Source organism: Paenirhodobacter sp. YD-8, from assembly GCF_056590935.1.
Map to the genome: position 1 here is coordinate 1,379,314 of NZ_CM152649.1, position 23,913 is coordinate 1,403,226.

At 70.1% G+C, this 23,913-nt stretch carries 23 protein-coding genes and 1 tRNA gene; 12 read left to right on the top strand and 12 right to left on the bottom strand.

Features of this window, described 5'->3' with window-relative positions:
• Positions 1-12: 12 nt before the first annotated feature.
• From AC0QTQ_RS06745 to recN, 7 genes are all read left to right on the top strand, one after another.
• Positions 13-927, top strand: a complete 915-nt coding sequence (locus tag AC0QTQ_RS06745; RefSeq protein ID WP_480258823.1) for a D-alanine--D-alanine ligase — start codon at positions 13-15, stop codon at positions 925-927.
• A complete protein-coding gene (locus AC0QTQ_RS06750) occupies positions 915-1,862 on the top strand; it encodes a cell division protein FtsQ/DivIB (protein ID WP_480258824.1) in 948 nt (315 codons plus the stop codon). The genes AC0QTQ_RS06745 and AC0QTQ_RS06750 overlap by 13 nt, the downstream gene beginning before the upstream one ends.
• Positions 1,859-3,193 (top strand): cell division protein FtsA, encoded by a 1,335-nt coding sequence (gene ftsA, locus AC0QTQ_RS06755; protein ID WP_480258825.1) that lies wholly within the window; start codon positions 1,859-1,861, stop codon positions 3,191-3,193. Before AC0QTQ_RS06750 ends, ftsA begins: the two co-directional genes overlap by 4 nt.
• A gap of 213 nt (positions 3,194-3,406) precedes the next feature.
• Positions 3,407-5,017 (top strand): cell division protein FtsZ, encoded by a 1,611-nt coding sequence (gene ftsZ / locus AC0QTQ_RS06760; RefSeq protein ID WP_480258826.1) that lies wholly within the window; start codon positions 3,407-3,409, stop codon positions 5,015-5,017.
• A gap of 216 nt (positions 5,018-5,233) precedes the next feature.
• Positions 5,234-6,154 (top strand): UDP-3-O-acyl-N-acetylglucosamine deacetylase, encoded by a 921-nt coding sequence (gene lpxC / locus AC0QTQ_RS06765; protein ID WP_480258827.1) that lies wholly within the window; start codon positions 5,234-5,236, stop codon positions 6,152-6,154.
• Positions 6,155-6,312: 158 nt separating this feature from the next.
• Positions 6,313-7,161: an outer membrane protein assembly factor BamD gene (locus tag AC0QTQ_RS06770; protein ID WP_480258828.1), complete on the top strand. Its 849-nt coding sequence runs from the start codon at positions 6,313-6,315 to the stop codon at positions 7,159-7,161.
• A 23-nt stretch (positions 7,162-7,184) separates the two neighbouring features.
• Entirely contained in the window at positions 7,185-8,834 is a 1,650-nt protein-coding gene (recN, locus tag AC0QTQ_RS06775; protein WP_480258829.1) for a DNA repair protein RecN, read from the top strand.
• On the opposite strand, the gene AC0QTQ_RS06780 is transcribed toward recN, so the two are convergent.
• Genes AC0QTQ_RS06780 through AC0QTQ_RS06800 form a run of 5 tightly spaced genes read right to left on the bottom strand, consistent with a single transcriptional unit; the run spans position 8,831 to position 12,880 of the window.
• Positions 8,831-10,012, bottom strand: a complete 1,182-nt coding sequence (locus AC0QTQ_RS06780; protein WP_480258830.1) for a molybdopterin molybdotransferase MoeA — start codon at positions 10,010-10,012, stop codon at positions 8,831-8,833. The genes recN and AC0QTQ_RS06780 overlap by 4 nt on opposite strands.
• Positions 10,009-10,488, bottom strand: a complete 480-nt coding sequence (gene moaC / locus AC0QTQ_RS06785; protein ID WP_480258831.1) for a cyclic pyranopterin monophosphate synthase MoaC — start codon at positions 10,486-10,488, stop codon at positions 10,009-10,011. Before moaC ends, AC0QTQ_RS06780 begins: the two co-directional genes overlap by 4 nt.
• Positions 10,485-11,279, bottom strand: coding sequence for an indole-3-glycerol phosphate synthase TrpC (gene trpC, locus AC0QTQ_RS06790; RefSeq protein WP_480258832.1), 795 nt, complete (start codon positions 11,277-11,279; stop codon positions 10,485-10,487). The genes moaC and trpC overlap by 4 nt, the downstream gene beginning before the upstream one ends.
• Before the next feature lie 9 nt (positions 11,280-11,288).
• Entirely contained in the window at positions 11,289-12,296 is a 1,008-nt protein-coding gene (trpD, locus tag AC0QTQ_RS06795; protein WP_480258833.1) for an anthranilate phosphoribosyltransferase, read from the bottom strand.
• Positions 12,293-12,880 carry an anthranilate synthase component II gene (locus AC0QTQ_RS06800; RefSeq protein ID WP_121533951.1) on the bottom strand — a complete coding sequence of 196 codons (588 nt, stop codon included), beginning with the start codon at positions 12,878-12,880 and terminating at the stop codon, positions 12,293-12,295. The genes trpD and AC0QTQ_RS06800 overlap by 4 nt, the downstream gene beginning before the upstream one ends.
• Positions 12,881-13,045: 165 nt before the next feature.
• Between AC0QTQ_RS06800 and AC0QTQ_RS06805 the strand changes: the two genes are divergently transcribed.
• Positions 13,046-14,689: a divergent polysaccharide deacetylase family protein gene (locus AC0QTQ_RS06805; protein ID WP_480258834.1), complete on the top strand. Its 1,644-nt coding sequence runs from the start codon at positions 13,046-13,048 to the stop codon at positions 14,687-14,689.
• A gap of 59 nt (positions 14,690-14,748) precedes the next feature.
• On the opposite strand, the gene trpE is transcribed toward AC0QTQ_RS06805, so the two are convergent.
• The 7 genes from trpE to fabI form a co-directional block, all read right to left on the bottom strand.
• Entirely contained in the window at positions 14,749-16,257 is a 1,509-nt protein-coding gene (gene trpE, locus AC0QTQ_RS06810; protein ID WP_480258835.1) for an anthranilate synthase component I, read from the bottom strand.
• A gap of 10 nt (positions 16,258-16,267) precedes the next feature.
• Positions 16,268-18,118 carry a peptidylprolyl isomerase gene (locus AC0QTQ_RS06815; protein ID WP_480258836.1) on the bottom strand — a complete coding sequence of 617 codons (1,851 nt, stop codon included), beginning with the start codon at positions 18,116-18,118 and terminating at the stop codon, positions 16,268-16,270.
• Between the two features lie 66 nt (positions 18,119-18,184).
• Entirely contained in the window at positions 18,185-19,366 is a 1,182-nt protein-coding gene (locus AC0QTQ_RS06820; RefSeq protein WP_480258837.1) for an aminotransferase, read from the bottom strand.
• A 26-nt stretch (positions 19,367-19,392) separates the two neighbouring features.
• Positions 19,393-19,887, bottom strand: a complete 495-nt coding sequence (locus tag AC0QTQ_RS06825) for a DUF2127 domain-containing protein (protein ID WP_183077521.1) — start codon at positions 19,885-19,887, stop codon at positions 19,393-19,395.
• Positions 19,888-19,891: 4 nt separating this feature from the next.
• The gene (gene gpt / locus AC0QTQ_RS06830; RefSeq protein WP_480258838.1) at positions 19,892-20,395 is read right to left on the bottom strand and encodes a xanthine phosphoribosyltransferase; all 504 of its coding nucleotides are present in this window, start codon (positions 20,393-20,395) and stop codon (positions 19,892-19,894) included.
• A gap of 10 nt (positions 20,396-20,405) precedes the next feature.
• Entirely contained in the window at positions 20,406-21,023 is a 618-nt protein-coding gene (locus tag AC0QTQ_RS06835; protein WP_480258839.1) for a LysE family translocator, read from the bottom strand.
• A 9-nt stretch (positions 21,024-21,032) separates the two neighbouring features.
• Positions 21,033-21,857: an enoyl-ACP reductase FabI gene (gene fabI, locus AC0QTQ_RS06840; RefSeq protein WP_480258840.1), complete on the bottom strand. Its 825-nt coding sequence runs from the start codon at positions 21,855-21,857 to the stop codon at positions 21,033-21,035.
• Positions 21,858-21,985: 128 nt separating this feature from the next.
• Here fabI and pdxH point away from each other — a divergent pair, with 128 nt between their 5' ends.
• The 4 genes from pdxH (at position 21,986) to AC0QTQ_RS06860 (ending at position 23,858) form a co-directional block, all read left to right on the top strand.
• A complete protein-coding gene (gene pdxH, locus AC0QTQ_RS06845) occupies positions 21,986-22,609 on the top strand; it encodes a pyridoxamine 5'-phosphate oxidase (RefSeq protein WP_480258841.1) in 624 nt (207 codons plus the stop codon).
• Between the two features lie 148 nt (positions 22,610-22,757).
• Positions 22,758-23,288 carry a cold-shock protein gene (locus AC0QTQ_RS06850; protein ID WP_121533961.1) on the top strand — a complete coding sequence of 177 codons (531 nt, stop codon included), beginning with the start codon at positions 22,758-22,760 and terminating at the stop codon, positions 23,286-23,288.
• 23 nt (positions 23,289-23,311) lie between these two features.
• The gene (locus AC0QTQ_RS06855) at positions 23,312-23,740 is read left to right on the top strand and encodes a DUF192 domain-containing protein (RefSeq protein ID WP_480258842.1); all 429 of its coding nucleotides are present in this window, start codon (positions 23,312-23,314) and stop codon (positions 23,738-23,740) included.
• Between the two features lie 41 nt (positions 23,741-23,781).
• Positions 23,782-23,858, top strand: a tRNA-Pro gene (locus AC0QTQ_RS06860).
• Positions 23,859-23,913: the final 55 nt, after the last annotated feature.

Below are 23,913 nucleotides of genomic sequence, written 5' to 3' on the forward strand. Positions count from 1 at the left end.
AAAGTGGCGGGCATGTCGAGCAGGGCATCCCACCTGGTGGCGGTCTTGATGGGTGGACCTTCCGCGGAGCGGGAAGTGTCTCTGTCGAGCGGGCGCGAATGCGCCAAGGCGCTCAGGGTGGCGGGATTCGAGGTCATCGAGATCGACGCGGGGCCGGACCTGCCGGCACAGCTGGCCGCTGCCAAGCCCGATTGCGTGTTCAACGCGCTGCATGGTCGCTGGGGCGAGGATGGCTGCGTCCAGGGCCTGCTCGAATGGCTGCGCCTGCCCTATACCCATTCGGGCGTGCTGGCCTCGGCGCTGGCGATGGACAAGACCCGCTCGAAATCCGCCTATCGCGCCGCCGGCCTGCCGGTGGTGGAAAGCGTGCTGGCCAGCAAGGCCGAGGTCTGTGCGCGCCACGTTCTGCCCGTGCCCTATGTGGTCAAGCCCAACAACGAGGGCTCCTCGGTCGGCGTCTACATCGTCACCGAAGGCTCGAACGGCCCGCCGCAGCTCTCGGCCGCGATGCCCGAGACGGTGATGGTCGAGACCTATGCCCCGGGGCGCGAGCTGACCTGCTCGGTGATGGAGGATCACGCGCTGGCCGTGACCGAGATCATCACCAGCGGCTGGTATGACTACAACGCCAAATATGCCGAGGGCGGCTCGCGCCATGTCTGCCCGGCGGATCTGCCCGAGGACGTGTTCCGCGCCTGTCAGGATTACGCCGTGCGCGCCCACAAGGCGCTTGGCTGCCGGGGCCTGTCGCGCACCGATTTCCGCTGGGACGACAGCCGCGGGGTCGCGGGCATCGTGCTGCTCGAGACCAACACCCAGCCCGGGATGACGCCGACCTCGCTTGCCCCCGAGCAGGCGGCGGCCGAGGGGATCACCTTCCCCGATCTCTGCCGCTGGATGGTGGAGGACGCCTCATGCGATCGCTGAAGGCCGAGCCGCGCTATCTGCAGCAGGCCGGGCAGCGCCGGGTGATGATCCGCTCGCGCTCGAACGGCGGGCGGCGCGATCCGGCGCCCTCGCGGCTCGCGTTCCGGCTGCAGCGGCTGTGGCTGACCCCCTTCGTGCGCGCCTTCACCCGCATCGGCGTGCCGGTCTTCGTCGTCACGCTCGCGCTCGGCCTGTGGCTGGGCGACGAGGGGCGACGGGCCGACGCGATGGCGAAGCTCGAGGACATCAAGCTCTCGATCCAGAACCGCCCCGAATTCCGCGTCTCGACCCTGACCGTCGAAGGCGCGAGCCCCGAGGTCGAACAGGCGGTGCGTGCGATGCTGCCGGTTCAGCTTCCGGCCTCGCGCTTTGCCATCGACCTTGTCGCCTATCACGACACCATCGCCCGTCTTGATGCGGTGAAGGATGTGTCGCTGATCGTGCGCGCCGGCGGCGCGCTCGACATCAAGGTGACGGAGCGCGAGCCGGTCATCCTGTGGCGCACCCCCTCGGGGATCGAGATGCTCGACGAGATCGGCCACCGCACCGCCTCGCTCACCCGGCGCGACGCGCGCCCCGACCTGCCGCTGATCGCGGGGGAGGGGGCGGATGCCGCCGTGCCCGAGGCGCTGCAGATCCTGGCCGCGGCGAAGCCGATCCTGCCGCGGGCGCGTGGCCTCGTGCGGATGGGCGAGCGGCGGTGGGATCTCGTCCTCGACCGCGATCAGCGCATCCTTCTGCCCGAGGAGAACCCGGTGCAGGCGGTCGAGCGGGTGCTGGCGCTTGATGCCGCCGAAGACCTGCTGAACCGCGATTTCACCCGGCTCGACATGCGCAATGCAGACCGTCCGACGATCCGTCTCAGCGCTCCGGCGCTGGCCCAGTATCAGGCGATCAGCGCCGGCGCGCTGAACAGTGTGAAGGTGTCCCAATGACCGATCTCTATCAGGCCCAGCGGGCGATGCGGAACATGCGCAAGGCGGCCCTTCAGCGCGGGGTCGTCGCCCTTCTCGACATCGGTTCGTCGAAGATCGCCTGCCTCGTGCTGCGTTTCGACAATGACGACGCGGTGCGCGAGGCCGAGGGCATCGGCTCGCTCGCCGGGCAGTCGAGCTTCCGCGTCATCGGTGCCGCCACCACCCGCTCGCGCGGTGTGCGCTTTGGCGAGATCGACGCCATGGCCGAGACCGAGCGCGCGATCCGCACCGCGGTGCAGGCGGCGCAGAAGATGGCCAACACCCGCGTCGACCACGTCATCGCCTGCTTCTCGGGCGCCGTGCCGCGCAGCTATGGCCTGGCCGGCGAGGTCGAGGTGATGGGCGCGCAGGTGGGCGAGCAGGACCTTGCCCGGGTGCTGGCGTCGTGCGACATGCCCGACATCGGGCAGGGGCGCGAGGTGCTGCACGCGCACCCGGTCAATTTCGCGCTCGACCACCGCTCGGGGCTGAGCGATCCGCGCGGCCATGTGGGCGCGCGGCTGGCGGTGGACATGCACCTGCTGACCGTCGATGCGGCGGCGGTGCACAACCTGATCTATTGCATCCGGCGCTGCGACCTCGAACTCGCGGGGATCGCCTCCTCGGCCTATGTCTCGGGGATGAGCTCGCTCGTCGAGGACGAGCAGGAGCTGGGGTCCGCCTGCATCGACATGGGCGGTGGTGCCACCGCGGTGTCGATCTTCATGAAGAAGCACATGATCTTTGCCGATGCGGTGCGGATGGGCGGCGATCACGTCACCCGCGACATCGCGGCGGGGCTGCAGGTGCCGATGGCGACGGCCGAGCGGATCAAGACCTTCCACGGCGGCGTCGTCGCGACCGGGATGGACGACCGCGAGATGATCGAGCTCGCCGGCAATTCGGGCGACTGGGAAAAGGACCGCCGTCGGGTCAGCCGCGCCGAGCTGATCGGCATCATGCGCCCCCGCGTCGAGGAGATCCTCGAGGAGGTGCGCGCGCTGCTGGACGTCGCGGGCTTCGATCATCTGCCGAGCCAGCAGATCGTGCTGACCGGCGGGGCGAGCCAGATCCCCGGCCTTGACGGGCTGGCGGCGCGCATCCTCGGCCAGAACGTGCGCCTTGGCCGGCCCTTGCGCGTGCAGGGGCTGCCGCAGGCGGCGACGGGCTCGGGTTTTTCCTCGGTCGTCGGGCTCGCGCTCTTCGCCGCGCATCCGCAGGACGAATGGTGGGACTTCGAGATTCCGGCGGAAAAGCTGGGCGGCAGGTCGTTCCGCCGCGCGCTGCGCTGGTTCCGCGATAACTGGTGAAACGCAAGGGCCGGGGCTGGTCCGATTCGTTTTCCACCAGATGCAGAGGTATGCGCGAAATACCGCTGAACGGGCGCTGCTGCGTTCCAGATTTTGTGTTTCCCCTGTGTTTTTTGGGTGACGTTTCCCGGATTCGCAGATAAAACTAAGGGAATTACGGGGACGTTTCGGCCGGGGACAGGGCCGATCAGCACAAAACACAGGCGGAAACCCATGACCTTGAATCTGATGATGTCGGATCACGAAGACCTCAAGCCGCGGATCACCGTGTTCGGCGTCGGTGGTGCGGGCGGCAACGCGGTCAACAACATGATCGAGAAGCAGCTCGACGGGGTCGAGTTCGTCGTGGCCAACACCGATGCGCAGGCGCTGCAGCAGTCGCGCTCGCAGGCGCGGGTTCAGATGGGCCTGAAGGTGACCGAGGGGCTGGGCGCCGGTGCGCGTCCCTCCGTCGGCGCCGCCGCCGCCGAGGAAAGCATCGAGTCGATCGTCGACCATCTCGCCGGGGCGCACATGTGCTTCATCACCGCCGGCATGGGCGGCGGCACCGGCACCGGCGCCGCGCCGATCATCGCGCAGGCTGCCCGTGAGCTCGGTGTGCTGACCGTCGGCGTGGTGACCAAGCCCTTCCAGTTCGAGGGCTCGAAGCGGATGCGTCAGGCCGAGCAGGGCATCGAGGCGCTGCAGAAGGTCGTCGACACGCTCATCATCATCCCGAACCAGAACCTGTTCCGTCTGGCGAACGAGCGCACCACCTTCACCGAGGCCTTCGCGATGGCCGACGACGTGCTCTATCAGGGCGTGAAGGGGATCTCCGACCTGATGGTGCGCCCGGGTCTGATCAACCTCGACTTCGCCGACGTTCGCTCGGTGATGGACGAGATGGGCAAGGCGATGATGGGCACCGGCGACGCCTCGGGCGACGACCGCGCGATCCAGGCCGCCGAGAAGGCGATCGCCAACCCGCTGCTCGACGAGATCTCGCTCAAGGGCGCCAAGGGCGTGCTGATCAACATCACCGGCGGTTACGACCTGACGCTGTTCGAGCTCGACGAAGCCGCGAACCGCATCCGCGAAGAGGTCGACCCGGACGCCAACATCATCGTCGGCTCGACCCTCGATCCGGACATGGAAGGCATGATGCGGGTTTCGGTCGTCGCGACCGGGATCGATGCCGCTCCGGCCGCCGCCGAGGTGCCGGTGCCGCGCCGCACCATGGCCGAGCCGCTGAAGGCGCACGAGCCCGCCCCGGCGCCGGTGCAGCAGGCTCCCGCCGCGCATCACGCGGCGCCGCAGCCCGCGCCGCAGCCGGCCGAGCGCAACCTCTTCGACGCGCCCGCCGCGGCTCCGCAGGCCCCGGTGCAGCAGCCCGCCGCGCGCGAGATGTCGGACGAGCTGCCGCCGCCGGCCTATCAGCCGCGCGCGACCGCCGCGCCGGCCCGCGAGCTGCATGTCGAGGAAGACGCCGGCTCCTTCGTCGCGCCGCGTCCGCGGGCACCCGGCACGCCCTCGCCCGAGGCGCTCGCGCGTCTGCAGGCCGCGGTCAGCAAGGCCCCCTCGCAGCCCGGTCAGGCCCGTCCCGCGCCGCAGATGGGCGCCGGTCGCGCCCCCGCGCCGCAGCCCGCCGCCGAGAAGCCGCGCTTCGGCATCAACTCGCTGATCAACCGCATGACCGGCCACGCCGCCGAGCCGCAGGCGCCGCAGCCGGCGCCGCAGCAGGCCTATCGCCCGGCCGCGCCGCAGCGTCCGAGCTATGACGAAGAGGTCGAGCAGGATCAGGACCGCATCGAGATCCCGGCTTTCCTGCGCCGCCAGGCGAACTGAACAGTTCACAAAATGTGAGTGAAAGGGCCGGGGAAACCCGGCTCTTTTTCTTTTGGTTTCAAGCGGTTCATGCCGAGTTGGCGGGGTTTTGCCGCACCGCCGCGGCAATGTTTCAGTTTGTTGCAAAGAGTGAATTGTGATGTCGGGTCCACCTGCCTAACTGACACTCGTGAACCCCGGCCTGGTCGGGGATCGCGGTGTGAACAGGAGACGCTCGTGCAGACGACCTTGGCAAATGCGGTGACTTTCGATGGCGTGGGCCTGCACTCGGGCGCCCCGGTGCGCATGGTGCTGCGTCCGGCGCCGGCGGGCACGGGCATCGTCTTCCACCGCACCGACGTCACCGATCGCGATCCGCGCGTCCCGGCCCGCTGGGATACGGTCACGCCGTCGAAGCTCTGCACGCTGATCGAGAACGCCGAGGGTGTCTCGGTCTCGACCATCGAGCACATCATGGCGGCGCTTGCCGGCCTTGGCATCCGCAACGCGGTGATCGATATCGACGGCCCCGAGGTTCCGATCCTCGACGGCTCCTCGGCGCCCTTCGTGCGGGCGATCCGCCGCGCCGGCCTGCGCTCGCTGCCGGGAACGCTGCGCGCGATCCGCATCCTGCGCCCGGTCGAGGTGCGCGAGGGCGAGGCGGTGGCACGGCTGGAACCGGCCGCCGAATTCGAGATCGACTTCACCATCGACTTCACCGACGCCGCGATCGGCCGTCAGGAAAAGCGGCTGAAGATGGCGAACGGCGCCTTCGTGCGCGAGCTGATGGACAGCCGCACCTTCTGCCGTCAGGCCGATGTGGATTACATGCAGTCGCACGGCCTCGCGCTTGGCGGCACCTACGAGAACGCGGTCGTCTTCGACGGCGACAAGGTGCTGAGCCCCGGCGGCCTGCGCCACGCGGACGAGGCGGTGCGCCACAAGATGCTCGACGCCATGGGCGACCTCGCGCTTGCCGGCGCGCCGATCGTCGGGCGCTATGTCGGCACGCGCTCGGGCCATGCGATGACCAACCGGCTGCTGCGCGCGCTCTTTGCCGACCGCACCGCCTGGATCTGGGAAGACTGCACCCCCGCGCAGGTCCACAGCCTGCCCGGCGCGGGTGTCTGCCGGCCGGTGGCGGTCGCCGCGCGCTGAGCTTGGCGGCGATGCGCGCGCAGGGCTCCTCCGGCGCGAAAGGCGTTTTGCGCCCCGGATTTTTCTGTGCTAGGAGGAGCGAAGCAGCCGCCCCGCGGGGCGGGCTTGGCAGGGCACCGGGGCTGAAACTCCCGGGCGGAATCGGGAAGAGGCAGGGCATGGCACTGGGCAGAACCGCGGCGCTTCGGGTCGGTAGTTTCGTGCTCGTCGCGGCGCTGGCCGCCTGTGGCGGCGGCTCGAGCAAGGAACCGCCGCTCGAGAACTTCACCGCCCAGCAGATCTATGAACGCGGCGAATACGAGCTCGAGGTCGGCAACCCCCGCCGCCCGGCCGAGGCGCTGCGCTATTTCTCCGAGGTCGAGCGGCTCTATCCCTATTCCGAATGGGCCAAGCGCGCGCTGATCATGGAAGTCTATGCCCAGCACAAGGCGAAGAAATACGAGGACGCGCGGTCCTCGGCGCAGCGCTTCCTCGACACCTATCCGGGCGACGAGGACGCGGCCTATGCGAAATACCTGCTTGCGCTGAGCTATTACGACCAGATCGACGAGGTCGGCCGCGATCAGGGCCTGACCTTCCAGGCGCTGCAGTCGCTGCGCGAGGTGATCGAGCAATATCCCGACAGCGATTATGCGCGCTCGGCGATGCTGAAGTTCGACCTCGCCTTCGACCATCTCGCGGCGAAGGAAATGGAGATCGGGCGCTATTACCTGAAGCAGGGCCATTACACCGCCGCCATCAACCGCTTCCGCGTGGTGGTCGAGCAGTTCCAGACCACGACGCAGACGCCCGAGGCGCTCGAACGTCTGGTCGAGGCCTATCTCGCCCTCGGCATCACCGACGAGGCGCAGACGGCCGGCGCGATCCTTGGCCACAACTTCCAGTCCTCGCCCTTCTACGACGACGCCTATCGCCTGCTGAAGAAGCAGGGGCTGAGCCCCGAGGCGAAGGGCGACAGCTGGTTGTCCAAGATCTATCGCCAGGTGATCAAGGGCGAGTGGCTCTGACCGCGCACGCCTGAGGGGCCGACATGCTGCGCACGCTCGACATCCGCGACATGCTTCTGATCGACCGGCTGGAACTCGATTTCCGGCCGGGCCTCACCGTGCTCACCGGCGAGACCGGGGCGGGCAAGTCGATCCTGCTCGATTGCCTCGGCTTCGTGCTGGGCTGGCGCGGCCGGGCCGAGCTTGTGCGCAAGGGCGCCGAGCAGGGCGAGGTCACCGCCGTGTTCGAGCTGCCCGCAGGCCATGCCGCGCGGGCCGTGCTGGAAGAGGCCGGCATCCCGGTGGGCGAGGAGCTGATCCTGCGCCGGGTGAATGCGCTCGATGGCCGCAAGACCGCCTGGATCAACGACCGCCGCGCCTCCGGCGAGGTGCTGCGTGCGGTCTCGGCGACGCTGGTCGAGCTGCACGGTCAGCAAGACGATGGCGGGCTTCTGAACGCGCGCGGACACCGCGCCCTGCTCGATGCCTTCGCCGCTCACGATGATCTGATCGCCGCCACCCGCAGCGCCTGGAGCGCGCGGGCCGGGGCGGCAAAGCGCCTTGCCGCGGCGCAGGCGGCGCTGGCCGCGGTGAAGGAGGAAGAGGACTTCCTGCGCCATGCCGTGGCCGAGCTCGATATGCTCGACCCGCAGCCGGGCGAGGAGGCGACGCTCGACGCCGCCCGCCGCTCGATGCAGGGCGCCGAGCGGATCCGTGCCGATGTCGCCCGCGCGCTGCAGATCCTTGGCCCCGAGGGCGCCGAGGGCGCGCTGCGCGATGCCGACCGCTGGTTGCAGGGCGCGGCCGAGAAGGCCGAGGGCCGGCTGGATGCCCCGCTCGCCGCGCTTGACCGGGCACTGATCGAGCTCGGCGAGGCGGCCGAGGGCGTGGAGACCGCGCTCGATGCGCTGACCTTCGATCCGCGCGCGCTCGAGTCCTGCGAGGAGCGGCTTTTCGCGATCCGGGCGCTCGCCCGCAAGCACGGCGTGCTGCCCGACGAGCTGGGCGGGTTCGCGGGTGAGCTGCGCGCCCGTCTCGCTGCGCTCGATGCCGGCGAGGCGGGGATCGCCGCGCTCGAGGCAGAGGTCGCGGCCTGCGAAGCCGCCTATCGCGCGGCGGCGGCCACGCTGTCCGCGGCGCGGGCCGAGGCCTCGGTGCGGCTCGATGCGGCGATGGCGGCCGAGCTGGCGCCGCTGAAACTGGAACGCGCGGTCTTCGAGACGCAGATCGCGCCGGGCGAGGCCGGCCCCGAGGGCACCGACGCCGTGGCCTTCACCGTGGCGACGAACCCGGGTGCGCCGGCGGGGCCCTTGAACCGCATCGCCTCGGGCGGCGAGCTCTCGCGTTTCCTGCTCGCGCTCAAGGTCGTGCTGGCGCGCGGCGCCGATGCGCTGACGCTGATCTTCGACGAGATCGACCGCGGTGTCGGTGGCGCGACGGCGGATGCCGTGGGCCGGCGTCTGGCGAAGCTGTCGCACAGCGCACAGGTGCTGGTCGTCACCCACAGCCCGCAGGTGGCGGCGCGCGGGAACACCCATTTCCGCGTGGCGAAATCGGTCAGCGACGGCATGACCACCTCGCGCGTCAGCGTGCTGAGCGCGGCCGAGCGGGTGGACGAGATCGCCCGGATGATCTCGGGCGCCGAGGTCACCGGGGCGGCCCGCGCCGCGGCGCAGGAACTGATCGCGGGTTAAAGCGGCAGGAACTCGACCACGTCGCCCGCCTTGCGCGGACCGTCGCCCAGCGGCCGGATCAGCAGCGCATCGGCCTCGGCCAGAAGCCGCATCCGCGCCGAATCCTGACTTTCGACCGGCAGGATCTGCGGCAGGCTCTCGCCCGGCAGCAGGCGGGCGCGCATGTAATGGGTGCGCGGACCGGTCGGGCCGACATCGGCCCCCAGAACCGCGCGGGCGGGCACGGGCCGGCCGTCGAAGCCCTGCATCTTCGCCAGCATCGGGCGCAGGAACAGAAGGGCGCAGACCGTGGCCGAGACCGGGTTTCCGGGCAGGCCAAGCAGCACCGCATCGCCCATCCGCCCCGCCATCAGCGGCTTGCCCGGGCGCATCGCGATCTTCCAGAACGCGCGCTCGAGGCCGAGATCCGCCGCGACGGCGCCGACAAGATCATGCTCGCCGACCGAAGCACCGCCCGCGGTGACGACAAGGTCGGCCCCTTCGGCCAGCGAGAAGGCAAAGCGCAGGCTGTCTTCGGTGTCGCGCGCAATGGGCAGCATCCGCACCTCGGCGCCGGCCTCCTCGGCCAGGGCCGCCAGCACGAAGCTGTTCGAGCTGAGGATCTGGTCGGGGCCCGGCGCCTCGCCCGGCATCACCAGCTCGTCGCCGGTCGCGATCAGCGCGACGACGGGGCGGCGGTGCACCGACAGCGTGGCGACGTTCATCGCCGCGATCAGGCCGAGATCGCGCGCGGTCAGCGGCGCGCGGGGGAAATACTCCATCCCCTCGGCGAAATCCTGTCCGCGCGGGCGGATGTTGTCGGCCTGTGACAGTGCCTCGGGCAGGGTGATCGTGTCGCCCTCGCGCGTGACGTCCTCCTGCAGCACCACCACGCCGCCCGGGGCGGGGCAGGGGGCGCCGGTGAAGATCCGCACCGCCTGACCGGGGGCGAGCGGGCCGGCATAGCCGCGGCCTGCGGCAGCCTCGCCCGCGACGCGCAGGCGCGCGCCCGGGCGGTGATCGGCGGCGGCCAGCCAATAGCCATCCATCGCCGAGGCGTCGAAGGGGGGCTGCGTCAGCGTGGCATGCACCGGCGCGGCGAGCACCCGGCCGAGCCCCGCGCGCAGCGGCACCGTCTCGGCCGGCAGCGGCGCGACGAGCGCCAGAACCTTGTCGAGCGCCTCGGCCACCGGGATCATCGCGTCACCTCGTAGCGGCCGGACTTGCCGCCCTCCTTCAGAACCACGCGGATGCCCTCGATCCGCATCGACTTCTCGACTGCCTTCAGCATGTCATAGATCGTCAGCGCGGCGGTGGTGACGGCGGTCAGCGCCTCCATCTCGACCCCGGTCTGGCCCGAGGTCTTCACCGTCGCCTCGATCCGCACGCCCGGAAGGCTGGCGTCGGGCGTCAGCTCGACCGAGACCTTGGTGATCGGCAGCGGGTGGCACAGCGGAATGAGATCCGAGGTGCGCTTTGCCCCCATGATCGCGGCGACGCGGGCGATGCCCAGAACGTCGCCCTTCTTCGCGGTGCCGGCGGTGACATGGGCGAGCGTCTCGGCGGTCATCACCACATGGCCCTCGGCCACCGCAACGCGGTCGGTCACGGGTTTTGCCGAGACGTCGACCATATGCGCCTGCCCCTGCGCGTCGAAATGGCTGAGCCCGGTCATGCGGCCTCCAGCAGGGCCTTCGTCGCGGCGGTGACGTCCGCCTGCCGCATCAGGCTTTCGCCGATCAGGAAGCGGCGCGCGCCGACCTCGGCCATCGCCGCCATGTCGGCGCGGGTGAAGATGCCGCTTTCGCAGACGAGATCGCGGCCCTCGGCCAGGATCGTCGGCGCCAGCCGGCGGGTGACGTCCAGCGTCACCTCGAAGGTCTTCAGGTTGCGGTTGTTCACGCCCAGCAGCGGCGATTTCAGCACCGTCAGCGCGCGCTCCATCTCGGCCTCGTCATGCACCTCGACGAGCACATCCATGCCCCAGCCGACGGCCGCATCCTCGAGCTCGGTGGCCAGCCTGTCCTCGACCGAGGCCATGATGATCAGGATGCAATCGGCGCCCCAGGCCCGCGCCTCGGCGACCTGATAGGTGTCGTAAAGGAAATCCTTGCGCAGCGCGGGCAGGCTGCAGGCGCCGCGCGCCGCGACCAGGAACTCGGGCGCTCCCTGGAACGAGGGGGCGTCGGTCAGCACCGACAGGCAGGCCGCGCCGCCCGCCTCGTAGGCGCGCGCAAGCGCCGGCGGGTCGAAATCGGGGCGGATCAGCCCTTTCGAGGGCGAGGCCTTCTTGATCTCGGCAATCAGCCCGTAGCCGGTCGCGGATTTGGCCGCGAGCGCCTGTGCGAAACCGCGGGTCGGCGCCTGCGCGCGGGCCTCGGCCTCGACCGTGGCGAGGGGGCGCGCGGCCTTCGCCGCCACCACTTCCTCGAGCTTGTAGGCCTTGATCTTGTCGAGAATGTTCATCCTGCCCCCTCAGGCCATGGCGCGCTTGAGCGCCTCGAGCTTGCCGCGCGCGGCGCCCGAGTCAATGCTTTCGGCCGCCATCCGCGCGCCGTCCTTCAGGTCGGAGACCTTGCCCGCCACGACCAGCGCCGCCGCCGCGTTCAGGCACACCGCGTCGCGATAGCCGCCGCGCATGCCGTCCAGCAGGGCCGCGAAGGCCTCGGCGTTCTCGTGCGGCTCGCCGCCGATGATCTCCTCGAACGGGTGGACCGGCAGGCCGGCATCCTCGGGGTGCACCTCGAACTCGCGGATCTCGCCGGCCTCGAGCGCCGCGACCCAGCTCACGCCGGCGATCGACAGCTCGTCGGTGCCGTCGCCACCGTGGACCAGCCAGGCCGCGTCGGAGCCGAGCGTGCGCAGCACCTCGGCCATCGGCCGGATCCAGGCGCGCGAATAGGTGCCGGTGAGCTGACGCTTGACGCCCGCCGGGTTGGTCAGCGGCCCGAGCAGGTTGAAGATGGTGCGGGTGCCGAGTTCGACCCGGGTCGGGCCGATGTGGCGCATCGCCGGGTGGTGGATCGGCGCCATCAGGAAGGCGATGCCGATCTCGGCCAGCGCGCGCTCGGACACCTCGGCGCCCTTCATCACGTCAAGCCCCATCGCGCCAAGCGCATCGGCGGCGCCGGATTTCGAGCTGAGGTTGCGGTTGCCGTGCTTCGCCACCGGCACGCCCGCGCCCGCGACGACGAAGGCGGTGGCGGTCGAGATGTTCAGCGTGCCCTTGCCGTCGCCGCCGGTGCCGACGATGTCGATGGCGCCCGCGGGGGCGGAAATGCGGTTCATCTTCGCGCGCATCACCGCGGCGGCGGCGGCGATCTCGTCCACCGTCTCGCCCCGGGTGCGCAGCGCCATCAGGAAGCCGCCCATCTGGGCGGGCGTCGCCGTGCCCTCGAAGAAGGTCTCGAAGGCGGTCTCGGCTTCGGTCCGGGTCAGGGTGCGTTCGGCCGCGACGCCGATCAGGGGTTTCAGCTCGCTCATGCCGTCACCTTCACTTTCGCCTCGTCGAGGAAGTTGCGCAGCATCTGGTGGCCGTGCTCGGAGGCGATGGATTCGGGGTGGAACTGCACCCCCTCGATCAGCCGCTCCTTGTGGCGCAGCCCCATGATCATGCCGTCCTCGAGCCAGGCGGTGACCTCGAGGCAGTCGGGCAGGCTTTCGCGCTCGACGATCAGCGAGTGATAGCGGGTGGCCTGGAAGGGCGAGGGCAGGCCCTTGAACACGCCCTGGCCGGCGTGGTGGATGGTGCCCATCTTGCCGTGCACGATCTCGCCGGCGCGCACCACCTTGCCGCCGAAGGCCTCGCCGATGGTCTGATGGCCCAGGCACACGCCCAGCAGCGGCACCCCGGCCTCGGCCGCGGCGAGCGTCAGCGGCAGGCAGATGCCTGCCTGGGCGGGGTCGCAGGGCCCGGGGCTCAGCACGATCGCCTCGGCCCCCATCCCCATCGCCGCCTGCACATCCATCGCGTCGTTGCGCACGACCTTCACATCGGCGCCGAGCTCGCCGAAATAATGGACCAGGTTGTAGGTGAAGCTGTCGTAATTATCGATGAGCAGGAGCATGGGGCGTTTCCTTCTGCCGCCCGGGATCCGCGACGAGATTCAGGGGATGAACCGGGGCTTGCGTCGGGCTATAGATGCTCAGAGCGGCGCGCCGGGGTCAAGGGCCGGAGGGCGGTTTGAGGGCCCTTCGGGGGTGCGCGGGACAGATTCGAGAGGGCGGAACGCATGGTTCGTGGATTGATCGCGGGGCTGGGCACGGGCGGCGTGGTCGCGGTGCTGGGGCTCGGGGCGCTGTCGCTGGTGGCGCCGCTGCCGCAGCCGCAGCGGACCCCGCCGGCCTCGGCCGCGGGCGAGGACGCTCCGGCCACCCGCGATGCGGTCCAGCGCGCGCCGCATCTGCCCGCGCCTGCGAACAGCCCGGCTCCGATCGCCGCCGCGCCCGCTGCGCCCGGTCCGACCCCGCCCGCAGCTGCGCCGGCCCCCGCACCCGCCCCGGTGGCGCCGGTCGCGTCCGAGCCGGCCGCCCCGTCGGTGGTCGCCGCCGACAGCGCGGGCGATGCCGCGCCGGTCGCGCCGGCCGGGGAGGGGGCGCCTGCCGAGGTCGCCGCGCCCGCCGCCCCCGCGGCGGTGGCCGAACCGTCCGCCGCGCCGCTGCCCGGCACCGAGAGCGCCGCGCGCCCCGACGCCGTGGCCATCGCGCCGCAATCGCCCGCCGTGCCCGAGCCGCCGCTTGCGATGCTCGAACCCGGGGCCGAGGCGCCGGTGCCGGTGCCGCCGCCGGGCGAGGTGGTGGCGCCCGAGCTGCCGCAGGCCGAGGCCGACGGGACTGCCGCCAGCGCCGAAGCGCCGGTGGCAAAGACGCCCGCGACGCCGATGGCGCCCGAGCCCGGGCAGGAGATCGTGCTGATGCCCGATGGCGCGATCGTGTCGCCCGAGGCGCAGCTGCCGCGCGTGTTCAGCCCCGGCGCCGATCCGCAGGGCTTTGCCAACGCGCCCGGCACCACGGTGAACCGGCTGCCGACGATCGGCGACGAGACGCAGGTGGCCACCGCCCCCGCGCCGGGTTTCCAGCGCCCGCCGGGGGCCGAGGCGCCGGCCGGGGCCTTGCCCGGCGTGATGCCGCCGCCCACCACCACGACCGTGCCCGAGGCGGCCGCACCCGCGCCCGAGGGCGACGGGGCGCCGATCCGTCGCTTTGGCGCGGCCTTCACGCCCGAGCCCGGCAAGCCGCTGTTCTCGGTCGTGCTGATCGATACGGGCACCGCGGCGGGCGGGCTCGATGCGGGCACCATCACCTCGCTCGGCCTGCCGCTGACCGTTGCCATCGACCCGACCCGGCCCGATGCCGCCACCGCCGCCGCCGCCTATCGCGCCGCGGGGCTCGAGGTGGCGATCCTCGCCGCGCCGCTGCCCGAGGGCGCGACGGCGCAAGATCTCGAGGTCGCGATCGAGGCCTGGCGGGCGGTGCTGCCCGAAGCCGTCGCCGTGGTCGAGCCGCCGAAGCCCGTGGTGCAGAACAACCGCCTGCTGTCGCAGGATCTGGTGGCGGTGCTGGCGCGCGAGGGGCTGGGGCTGGTGACGCAAAGCAGCGGCACCAATGCGGCCGAACAGCTGGCGCGTGCTGCAGGCCTGCCCGAGGTGCGGGTCTGGCGCGTGCTCGACGCCGATCGCGAGCGTGGCGCGGTGGTCGAGCGCACGCTCGCCCGCGCGGCCTTCGAGGCGGCGCGCGATGGCGCGGTGACGGTGATGCTGAGCGCCTGGCCCGAGTCGGTCTCGGGGCTGACGAGCTGGTCGGTGGGCGCCACCGGCACGGTCAGCCTTGCGCCGGTCTCCGCGCTCGCCCTGGCCGCAACGCAAAACGGGGGCTGAGCGCCCCCGTTCGGTTCCCGTGATGCCCGGCCTTGCGATGCCCGGCGGGGCGCGGGGGCTCAGGCGTTGCCGTGGCGCACGAACAGGCCCGCGTCCTCGGCCGCCTTGCGCAGCGCCTTCGACTTGTTGACCGATTCCTGATACTCGCCCTCGGGATCGCTGTCGAAGACGACGCCGCCGCCCGCCTGGATGTAGAGGGTCTGATCCTTCACCACCGCGGTGCGCAGCGCGATGCACATGTCCATCTCGCCATTCGCCGCGAAATAGCCGACGCCGCCGCCGTAGATGCCGCGCTTCTCGGGTTCGAGCTCGTCGATGATCTCCATCGCCCGCACCTTCGGCGCGCCCGAGACGGTGCCCGCGGGCAGACCGGCGAGCAGCGCGGAAAGCGCATCCTCGCCGTCTGCCAGTTCGCCCACCACGTTCGAGACGATGTGCATGACGTGGGAATAGCGCTCGATGATGAATTTCTCGGTCGGATGCACCGTGCCGATCTTCGCCACCCGGCCGACATCGTTGCGGCCGAGGTCGAGCAGCATCAGGTGCTCGGCCAGCTCCTTCTTGTCGGCGAGCAGCTCTTCTTCCAGCGCCTTGTCCTCGGCCGGCGTCGCACCGCGCGGGCGGGTGCCGGCGATCGGGCGGATCGTCACCTCGCCTTCGCGCAGCCGCACCAGGATCTCGGGGCTGGCACCGACGATCTGGAAGCCGCCGAAGTTCAGGAAGAACATGAAGGGCGAGGGGTTGGTGCGCCGCAGCGAGCGATAAAGCGCGAAGGGCGGCAGCGGGAAATCCGCGCGCCAGCGCTGCGCCGGCACCACCTGGAAGATGTCGCCCGCGCGGATGTAGTCCTTGGCCTTCTCGACCGCGGCCTTGTAGCCCTCGGCGGTGAAGTTCGACACCAGCGGGCCGACCTTCGCGGTCTCGCCCATCTCGCGGCTCTGGTTCGGCGCGCGGTCGAGGTCGCGCAGCGCGTCCATCACCCGCTCGGCCGCCTGGGCATAGGCCGCCCGCGCCGACAGGCCCGAGCTCTGGAACGCCGGCGCGCAGAGGATCACGTCGCCCTTCACCCCGTCGAGCACCGCGACGACCGAGGGCCGCAGCAGCACCGCATCGGGCACGCCGAGCGGGTCGGGATTGCCGCCGGGCAGCTTCTCGACCAGCCGGATCATGTCATAGCCGAGATAGCCGAACAGGCCGGCCGCCGCGGCGGGCAGGCCCTCGGGCATCTCGATCCGGCTTTCGGCGATCAGCGCGCGCAGGCTGTCGAACGGGTGGCCGGGCAGCTCCTCGAAGCGCTCTTCGAACCGCGCCTGGCGGTTGATGCGGGCTGTCTCGCCGCGGCATTCCCAGATCACGTCGGGCTTCATGCCGATGATCGAATAGCGCCCGCGGACCTCGCCGCCGGTGACGGATTCGAACATGAAGCTGTTCTCGCGCGCATCGGCCAGCTTCAGCATCAGCGACACGGGCGTGTCGAGATCGGCCGCGAGGCGGGCGAAGACGAGCTGGTTGCGGCCCTGTTGCCAGGCGCGCTCGAACTCTTCGAAGCTGGGGGAAAGAGCTGCCACGACCGCCTCCTTACTGCATCTGCGCCTGCACCGCGTTGATCGCGGTGCTGTCGATGGTGAGCCCGGCCTCGGTTTCCGAAGCGCGGGCGAAAAGCTCGGCAAGATCGCCCGACATCGACTGCTCGAGCCGGGTCGAGAGCACGTCATGCACCTGCTTGGTGTCGGTGGCCTGCGGATCGGCCTCGGTCACCTTGACCGGCACCACGACGAAGACGGCCTCGTCCTGCGCCACCACGGCGGCGGCGCCGGGCTTGGTGTCGAAGGCGGTGGCCAGCAGGGTCGCGGGCGCACCCTCGACGAAGCCCGAGCGTTCGAGCCCGGTCGCGTTCGAGACCAGAAGGCCCTGATCGGCGAGGCTCGCCCCGGCCGAGACGGCGGCGACGATCTCCTCGGCGCGGTCGGTCTTCAGCTTCTTCAGCTGCGCGGCCTTCCAGCTTGCCACGACCTTGTCGCGGATCTGATCGAAGGGGATCAGCGCAGCGGGCGTCACGCCATCGAGGCGCAGCGCGAAGACGCCGCCATCCTCGAGAGTGCCGAGTTCGGGGAAGTCCTGCTCGGTCACCTTGGCGGCGGCGGTGCGGAAGCTCTCATAGGCGGCGATGCCGTCGGTGGTGTCGGGCGCCATCGAGATATGGCCCGGCTGCATGTCGGTTTCCTTCGCCATCTCCTCGAGCGTCGCGCCCGAGGCAAGCCGGTCCTCGAGACCCGAGGTCATGTCGGAGACCATCCGCCGCGCGCGGTCCATCACCGCCTCGGTCTCGAGGTCGGGCTTGGCCTGTTCGAAGGTGGTCTCCTCGGCGGGCAGGATGCCGTTCATCTGGTAAAGCGCGGGGCCGAGGTCGCTGTCGATCGGGCCCACGGTGCCGGGCGCGGTCAGCGCGAAGACCGCATCGCCGGCGCTGCCGAGCTCGTCCTTCGAGACCTCGCCCAGATCGGTGTCGGCAAGGGTCAGGCCGCGCTCCTTGGCGATGTCGGAAAAGCTCGCGGTGCCGGCGTCGAGCTTCTGCTTCGCCGCCTCGGCCTCTGCCCTGGTCGGGAAGACGAGCTTGTCGACAAGCCGCTTCTCGGGCTGGACGAACTCGCTTTTCCGCTCCTCATAGGCCGCGCGCAGCGTCGCCTCGTCGGGCTGCACCTTGTCCTTGAGCATCTCGGGGGTGAGCCAGACATAGCTGATCTCGCGCGTCTCGGGCTTGGTGAACTCCGCCGCATGATCCGCGTGCCAGGCCTTCAGCTCGTCCTCGCTGGGCTCGGGCAGGGTGGCGGTCAGATCCGCCTCGGTGATCTCGACGAAGGCGATGTCGCGCTTCTCGGTGACGTATTTGGTATAGGCCGCGGCCAGCGCCTCGGGCGCCTTCACGCCGCCGGCCACCGCGCCCTGCAGGATCGAGCGCGCCACGTCCGAACGCAGGCGGGTCTCGAACTGGGCCTCGGTATAGCCCTGCTGGCGCAGCGCCATGCGATAGACCTCGCGGTCGAACTTGCCGTCGACGCCCTGGAAGCTGCGGATCGCCTGCACCTGGCGGCCGACCTCGGCATTGCCGACGGAAATGCCGAGCCGGCGGGCCTGTTCGCTCACCGCGGCCTCGGCGAAGACCTGCGCCTGCACCTGCCGGTCGAGGCCGAGCGCCTTCGCCTCGGCGAAGGTCAGCGGCCGGCCGAGCTGGGCCTGCGCGGCACTCATCCCCGAGCGCAGCGCGCGGGCATAATCGTTGATCGAGATCTCGGTCTTGCCGACCGAACCGATCGACTGCACCCGGCCCGAGAAGTTCGAGACGCCGAAGCCGCCAAGGCCAAGGACAAGCATCGCGAGCAACACCCAGACGACGACGCCCTTGCCATGGCTGCGCAGCTTGTTCGACATGCTCATTCCTCCCGGGGATCAGGCCTTTTGCGGGTGTTTAGGGCTTTGACGGGGGCGCCGCAAGGCTCAGGGCGCCACCGTGGCAAGGCGGCGGATCAATTCCGCGATGCCGGCGGTGTCGACATTCGCGAAGGCGATGCGCAGGCCGCGATCGCCTTGCACCGTGCCCTCGGGCATGAACATCGTGCCGGGCAGCGCCAGCACCCCCGCCTCGCGCACCAGACGCCGCGCGAAGTCGGGCGAGGCGTCGTGGCCCGGGTGGTCGACCCAGGCGAAATAGGCGCCGCAGCCATGCAGGTGCCAGCCCTCGAGCGCGCCGAACCCCTCGGTCAGCGCGGCGCGGCGCGCAAGCAGCTCGGCGCGTTCGCCGGCGACCCATTGCGCGAGGTTGCGCATCCCCCACAGCGCGCCGATCTGGCCAAGCTGGTTCGGGCAGATCGCCACGGTGTCGAGGAATTTCTCGACTTCGGCCAGACGCGCGGGCGAGGCGACGATGGCGCCGACGCGGTGGCCGGTCAGCCGGTAGGCCTTCGAGAAGGAGTAAAGATGGATGAAGGCCTCGTCCCAGTCGGGATCGGTGAACAGGTCATGTGGCGCGCCGGTGCGGCTGTCGAAGTCGCGATAGGTCTCGTCGACGATCAGCGCGAGGCCGCGCGACCGGGCAAGATCGTGGAAGGCGCGCACCAGCTCGGCCGGGTATTCCGCCCCACCCGGGTTGTTGGGCGAGATCAGCACGATCGCCCTGGTGCGCGGCGTGATCCGCGCGGCGGCCTCCTCGGGGTCGGGCAGAAGGCCCGCGCCGGTGGGCAGCGGCACGGCCCGGACCGAGGCCATATCGCACCACATCTTGTGGTTGAAATACCAGGGCGTCGGCAGCAGCACCTCGTCCCCCGGGCCCGCAAGCGTCGCCATCACCGCGCAGAAGGCCTGATTGCAGCCCTGGGTGATCGCCACCTGGCTTTCGGAAATCGTGCCGCCATAGGCCGCGGACCATTGCGCCGCGATCTCGGCGCGCAGCTCGGCCATGCCAAGCACCGGGCCGTAGAGATGGGCGGCGGGGTTGTCGAGCGCCGCCTCGGCGATGGCGCGGCGCAGCCCCTCGGGCGGCGGATCGACCGGGGCGGCCTGGCTGACGTTGAGCAGCGGCCGCTCGGGCGGGAAGCTCACCCCCTCGAGCCAGCGCCGCGCCTCCATCACCGGCGGCGCGAAGGTGGCGGCAAGGGCGGGGTTCAGCGGGCTGAGCGGCATCGGTGTCTCCTGAGTGTCGCGCGACACTAGGACCGCGGCGGCGCGAAGGAAACCCCTCGGCGGCGGCGCCATTCCTCCCAGGTGAGGGCGATCACCACGAGGTCGAGCCCGGTCAGCGCCAACAGCACCACGGAATGGTCGAGGCTCCACAGGTGCAGCTGATAGAGGATGAAAGCGGACAGCAGCACGATCGCGCCCGGATAGGCCCAGAGCACCCCGCGGGCAAGCAGCACCACGACGATCAGCTTCAGCCCGCCATGGCTGAGGAAATAGAGCGCGTAGAAGCTTTGCGCCTCGACCGAGAAGCGCTGCGCGGCATGCAGCAGCGCATTGGCGAGGAAATCGCTCGCATCCTCGGAAAGCTCATGCGCCGTCAGCCGCTGTGCAAGCGCGACCAGCGCGCCCTGATGCAGCACCAGCAGGACCAGGCCCGAGAGCGTCTCGGCCGCGGCGAAGAGGCCCTTGGCCAGCAGGCTCGCCTCGAAGGCCGCGTGCAGCACCCGGCCGAGACGGGCCCGCATCGGCTCAGTCCACGCCCCGGTAGGGCTGCACATATTGCAGCGCGGTGTCCCAGGGGAAGAAGATCCAGGTGTCCTGGCTGACCTCGGTGATGAAGGTGTCCGCCTGCAGCCGGCCCTTGGGCTTGGCGTAGATCGTGGCGAAATGCGCCTTCGGGTAAAGGGTGCGGACAAGCTCCATCGTCTTGCCCGAGTCGACGAGGTCGTCGACGATCAGGATGCCTTCGCCGTCGCCCATCAGATCCGCCTGCGGCGCCTTGATGACGACCGGCGGGTGCTGGGTCTGGTGGTTGTAGCCCTTGACCGAGATCGTGTCGATCACGCGGATGTTCAGCTCGCGCGCAATGATCGCCGCGGGCACCAGGCCGCCGCGGGTGATGCCGACGATGGCGCGCCAGGCGCCGCTGTCCGGGCCCTTGCCGTCCAGCCGCCAGGCCAGCGCGCGCGCGTCGCGATGGAGCTGGTCCCAGCTGACCAGAAAGCCCTTCTCGTGGGGAAGACGTTCGGACATGACAAGCCTCTCAGGTGAGTGCGAGTTTCAGGCCGAGGAGGGCGAGCAGCCCGCCAAAGCCACGCTCGATCGCGGTTTTCAGGCGCAGATAGCCGCGCCGGGTGCGCTCGAGCGAAAAGATGCGCGACACGAGCACGTTCCAGCCCGCGTCGTTGACGAAGATGATGCCGAGGATCGCGGCATAGGCCCAGAGCGGCGCCTGCGGCGGCACGAAGGTCAGGAAGATCGTGCCGAAGAAGACCGCGGGCTTCGGGTTGGCGAGCTGCGTCGCGATGCCGAGCCAGACGAGGCCGAGGGTCGAGCGCGCCGAGGCGGTCTCGGTGATCGCGGCGTCGAAGGGGTCGGGGGCGTGGCGCCACATCTTCACCGCAAGGTAAATCAGATAGGCGGCGCCCGCGAATTTCAGGGCGGTGAGCAGGGCGGGGGCGATGCGGAACAGCACCGCCAGCCCGAACAGCGCGGCGCAGGCCCACAGGCAGGCGCCAAGCCCGATGCCGACCGACAGCCACGCCCCCCGCGCCATCCCTTCGCGCAGGCTGGTATGCGCGGCCATCAGGACGGCCGGCCCGGGCGAGATCGCCGCGGCCAGATGCACGAAGTAGATCGCGAGGAAGGCGGAAAGCGTCATCGCCGGGACTCAGGCGTCCTTGCGGCCGGTGACGACGTCGATGTCGGGTGCATCGACCGCCTTCATGCCGACGACGTGATAGCCCGCATCGACGTGCAGGATCTCGCCCGTGGTGCCCGAGCCGAGATCGGAGAGCAGGTAGAGCGCGGCCTTGCCGACCTCTTCCTGGGTCACGTTGCGGCGCAGCGGCGAGTTCAGCTCGTTCCACTTCATGATGTAGCGGAAGTCGCCGATGCCCGAGGCGGCGAGCGTCTTGATCGGGCCGGCCGAGATCGCGTTGCAGCGGATGCCGTCCTTGCCCAGATCCTCGGCGATGTATTTCACCGAGCATTCGAGCGCGGCCTTGGCGATGCCCATCACGTTGTAATGCGGCATCACCTGCTCGGCGCCGTAATAGGTCAGCGTCAGCAGCGACCCGCCCTCGGGCATCAGCTCGGCGGCGCGGCGGGCAACGGCGGTGAACGAATAGACCGAGATGTCCATCGTCATCTTGAAGTTGTCCGACGAGGTGTCGACGTAGCGGCCGCGCAGCTCGTTCTTGTCGGAGAAGCCGATGGCGTGCACGACGAAGTCGATCGTGCCCCATTTCTCCTTCAGCGCGGCGAAGAGCGCATCGAGGCTTTCCTGGTTCGACACGTCGCATTCGATCATCGTGTCGGCGCCGATCGAGCCGGCCAGCGGTTCGACCCGCTTCTTCAGGGCTTCGCCCTGGTAGGAGAAGGCCAGCTCGGCCCCTGCATCGGCGCAGGCCTTTGCGATCCCCCAGGCAATCGACTTGTCGTTGGCGAGGCCCATGATCAGCCCGCGCTTGCCCGACATCAGGGTGTTCGTCATGTCAGGTTTCCCCCGCTTCCCTCTGGTAAGTGCGCAAGCATTAGGCGAAAGATCTGGGGGCATCAAGGCTGGACAGGGGCAGGGCAGGGGCCTTGCCCGCAGGGAAGGCCGCCACGATGGAGGATCGGATGAGCGACAGAACCGGGATCTTTGCGGGCGACGACCCGTTTGCACTGGCCAGCGCCTGGCTGGCCGAGGCGGAAAAGACCGAGATCAACGATCCGAACGCGATCGCCATCGCCTCGGTCGATGCCGAGGGGATGCCGAATGTGCGCATGGTGCTCCTGAAGGAGATCGAGGGGCGCGACGCGCCCTCGGGCGGCGCCTTCGTCGTCTATACCAACTACACCTCGCGCAAGGGCGAGGAGATCTTGGGCGCCGGCAAGGCGGCCTTCGTGATGCACTGGAAGAGCCTGCGCCGGCAGATCCGGGTGCGCGGCCTGGTGACCAAGGAGGACGGTCCGCAGGCCGACGCCTATTACGCCTCGCGCGCGCTGACCTCGCGGCTCGGGGCCTGGGCCTCGCATCAGAGCCAGCCGCTTTCCTCGCGCACCGCGCTGATGGCCGAGGTGGCGAAGGTGACCGCGCAGAAGGGGCCGAACCCGCCGCGTCCGCCGTTCTGGGGCGGGCTTCGGATCACCCCGCTCGAGATCGAATTCTGGGCGGATGGCGCCTTCCGGCTGCACGACCGCTTCCGCTGGACCCGGCCCGATGCGAGCTCGGAGTGGCAGATTCAGCGCCTGAACCCCTGAAAAATCGCGTATTTCACGCTTCGTGAAATGCGCGGGTCGGGTTTTCCTTACTTTTTCCGCTTGAATCCGTCTGCCTTGCTGTGACAGTTGAGCAAGGCGGAGGACTCCGCTCCGGCTTGCGCCGGATCGAGGTGATGGACGGATAGCGATGAACGATTTGAGGGCCGAAGCCCGGACCGTGACGGGGCGCGTGAAATGGTTCGACCCGGGCAAGGGGTTCGGCTTTATCGTCGATCAGGAGGGCGGTCCTGACATCTTGCTGCATGCCAATGTGCTGCGCAATTTCGGACAGGGCTCGGTGGCGGACAATGCCGGCATCACGGTCGTGGTGCAGGCGACGCCGCGCGGCGCGCAGGCGGTCGAGGTGATCGAGATCGTGCCGCCCGAGGCCGAGGGACGCCCGGCCCCGATCGAGGATCTGGGCGAGACCGATCCCGAGGCGCTGGCGGCGCTGCCGCTTGAACCGGCGCGGGTGAAGTGGTTTGACAAGGGCAAGGGCTTCGGCTTTGCCAACGTCTGGGGGCGACCCGAGGACGTGTTCATCCACATCGAGGTGCTGCGCCGGTCGGGCTTTGCCGATCTCGCGGCCGGGGAGGCGGTATGTCTGCGGGTGATCGAGGGGCGGCGCGGCCGCATGGCGGCGCAGGTCGTCGCCTGGGATATGGCGCTCTCGCGCTGAGCCTGCTGCTGGCCGCGGCCCCTGTGGCTGCGGCGCCGGTCTGCCGCGACGACAGTGCGATCCTGCAGCGCGCCGATGGCACGCCGATCGCCACCTTCACCGTCGAGATCGCCGATGACGCGGCCGAGCGCGAGCGGGGCCTGATGCAGCGCCCCTCGCTGCCGAAGGCGGCGGGGATGCTCTTCGTCTATCCGTCCGAGCGGCCGGTCGCCTTCTGGATGCATGACACGCTGATTCCGCTCGACATCATCTTCCTGGACGGGGCGGGGCGGGTGATCTCGGTGCAGGGCGAGGCGCGGCCGCTCGATGACACGCCGCTGCCCTCGCAAGGCGCGGCGCAATATGTGCTCGAGATCAACGGCGGCCTTGCGCGCCGGCTGGGCATCGGCGCGGGAACGGTGCTGTCGCATCCGGCGATTGCCGCCGGGCGTGCGGCGATCCCCTGTCGCTGACCCCTTTTCACCGGCGCCCGCCGCCTGTAGGAAGAACCCGTCGGGGCGTAGCGCAGCCTGGTAGCGCGTCTGTTTTGGGTACAGAAGGCCGTGAGTTCGAATCTCGCCGCCCCGACCACTTCCCCAGCCGCTGATCCCGCCCCCGCGCCCCCTAGATCTGGTGTGCCATCTCG

What these genes read in the sequence shown, in the direction of transcription:
- AC0QTQ_RS06745 (WP_480258823.1), top strand. Translation starts at nt 13, where the DNA reads ATGTCGAGCAGGGCATCCCACCTGGTGGCGGTCTTGATGGGTGGACCT.
- AC0QTQ_RS06750 (WP_480258824.1), top strand. Translation starts at nt 915, where the DNA reads ATGCGATCGCTGAAGGCCGAGCCGCGCTATCTGCAGCAGGCCGGGCAG.
- ftsA (WP_480258825.1), top strand. Translation starts at nt 1,859, where the DNA reads ATGACCGATCTCTATCAGGCCCAGCGGGCGATGCGGAACATGCGCAAG.
- ftsZ (WP_480258826.1), top strand. Translation starts at nt 3,407, where the DNA reads ATGACCTTGAATCTGATGATGTCGGATCACGAAGACCTCAAGCCGCGG.
- AC0QTQ_RS06770 (WP_480258828.1), top strand. Translation starts at nt 6,313, where the DNA reads ATGGCACTGGGCAGAACCGCGGCGCTTCGGGTCGGTAGTTTCGTGCTC.
- recN (WP_480258829.1), top strand. Translation starts at nt 7,185, where the DNA reads ATGCTGCGCACGCTCGACATCCGCGACATGCTTCTGATCGACCGGCTG.
- AC0QTQ_RS06780 (WP_480258830.1), bottom strand. Translation starts at nt 10,012, where the DNA reads ATGATCCCGGTGGCCGAGGCGCTCGACAAGGTTCTGGCGCTCGTCGCG.
- moaC (WP_480258831.1), bottom strand. Translation starts at nt 10,488, where the DNA reads ATGACCGGGCTCAGCCATTTCGACGCGCAGGGGCAGGCGCATATGGTC.
- trpC (WP_480258832.1), bottom strand. Translation starts at nt 11,279, where the DNA reads ATGAACATTCTCGACAAGATCAAGGCCTACAAGCTCGAGGAAGTGGTG.
- trpD (WP_480258833.1), bottom strand. Translation starts at nt 12,296, where the DNA reads ATGAGCGAGCTGAAACCCCTGATCGGCGTCGCGGCCGAACGCACCCTG.
- AC0QTQ_RS06800 (WP_121533951.1), bottom strand. Translation starts at nt 12,880, where the DNA reads ATGCTCCTGCTCATCGATAATTACGACAGCTTCACCTACAACCTGGTC.
- AC0QTQ_RS06805 (WP_480258834.1), top strand. Translation starts at nt 13,046, where the DNA reads ATGGTTCGTGGATTGATCGCGGGGCTGGGCACGGGCGGCGTGGTCGCG.
- AC0QTQ_RS06815 (WP_480258836.1), bottom strand. Translation starts at nt 18,118, where the DNA reads ATGTCGAACAAGCTGCGCAGCCATGGCAAGGGCGTCGTCGTCTGGGTG.
- AC0QTQ_RS06820 (WP_480258837.1), bottom strand. Translation starts at nt 19,366, where the DNA reads ATGCCGCTCAGCCCGCTGAACCCCGCCCTTGCCGCCACCTTCGCGCCG.
- AC0QTQ_RS06825 (WP_183077521.1), bottom strand. Translation starts at nt 19,887, where the DNA reads ATGCGGGCCCGTCTCGGCCGGGTGCTGCACGCGGCCTTCGAGGCGAGC.
- gpt (WP_480258838.1), bottom strand. Translation starts at nt 20,395, where the DNA reads ATGTCCGAACGTCTTCCCCACGAGAAGGGCTTTCTGGTCAGCTGGGAC.
- AC0QTQ_RS06835 (WP_480258839.1), bottom strand. Translation starts at nt 21,023, where the DNA reads ATGACGCTTTCCGCCTTCCTCGCGATCTACTTCGTGCATCTGGCCGCG.
- fabI (WP_480258840.1), bottom strand. Translation starts at nt 21,857, where the DNA reads ATGACGAACACCCTGATGTCGGGCAAGCGCGGGCTGATCATGGGCCTC.
- pdxH (WP_480258841.1), top strand. Translation starts at nt 21,986, where the DNA reads ATGAGCGACAGAACCGGGATCTTTGCGGGCGACGACCCGTTTGCACTG.
- AC0QTQ_RS06850 (WP_121533961.1), top strand. Translation starts at nt 22,758, where the DNA reads ATGAACGATTTGAGGGCCGAAGCCCGGACCGTGACGGGGCGCGTGAAA.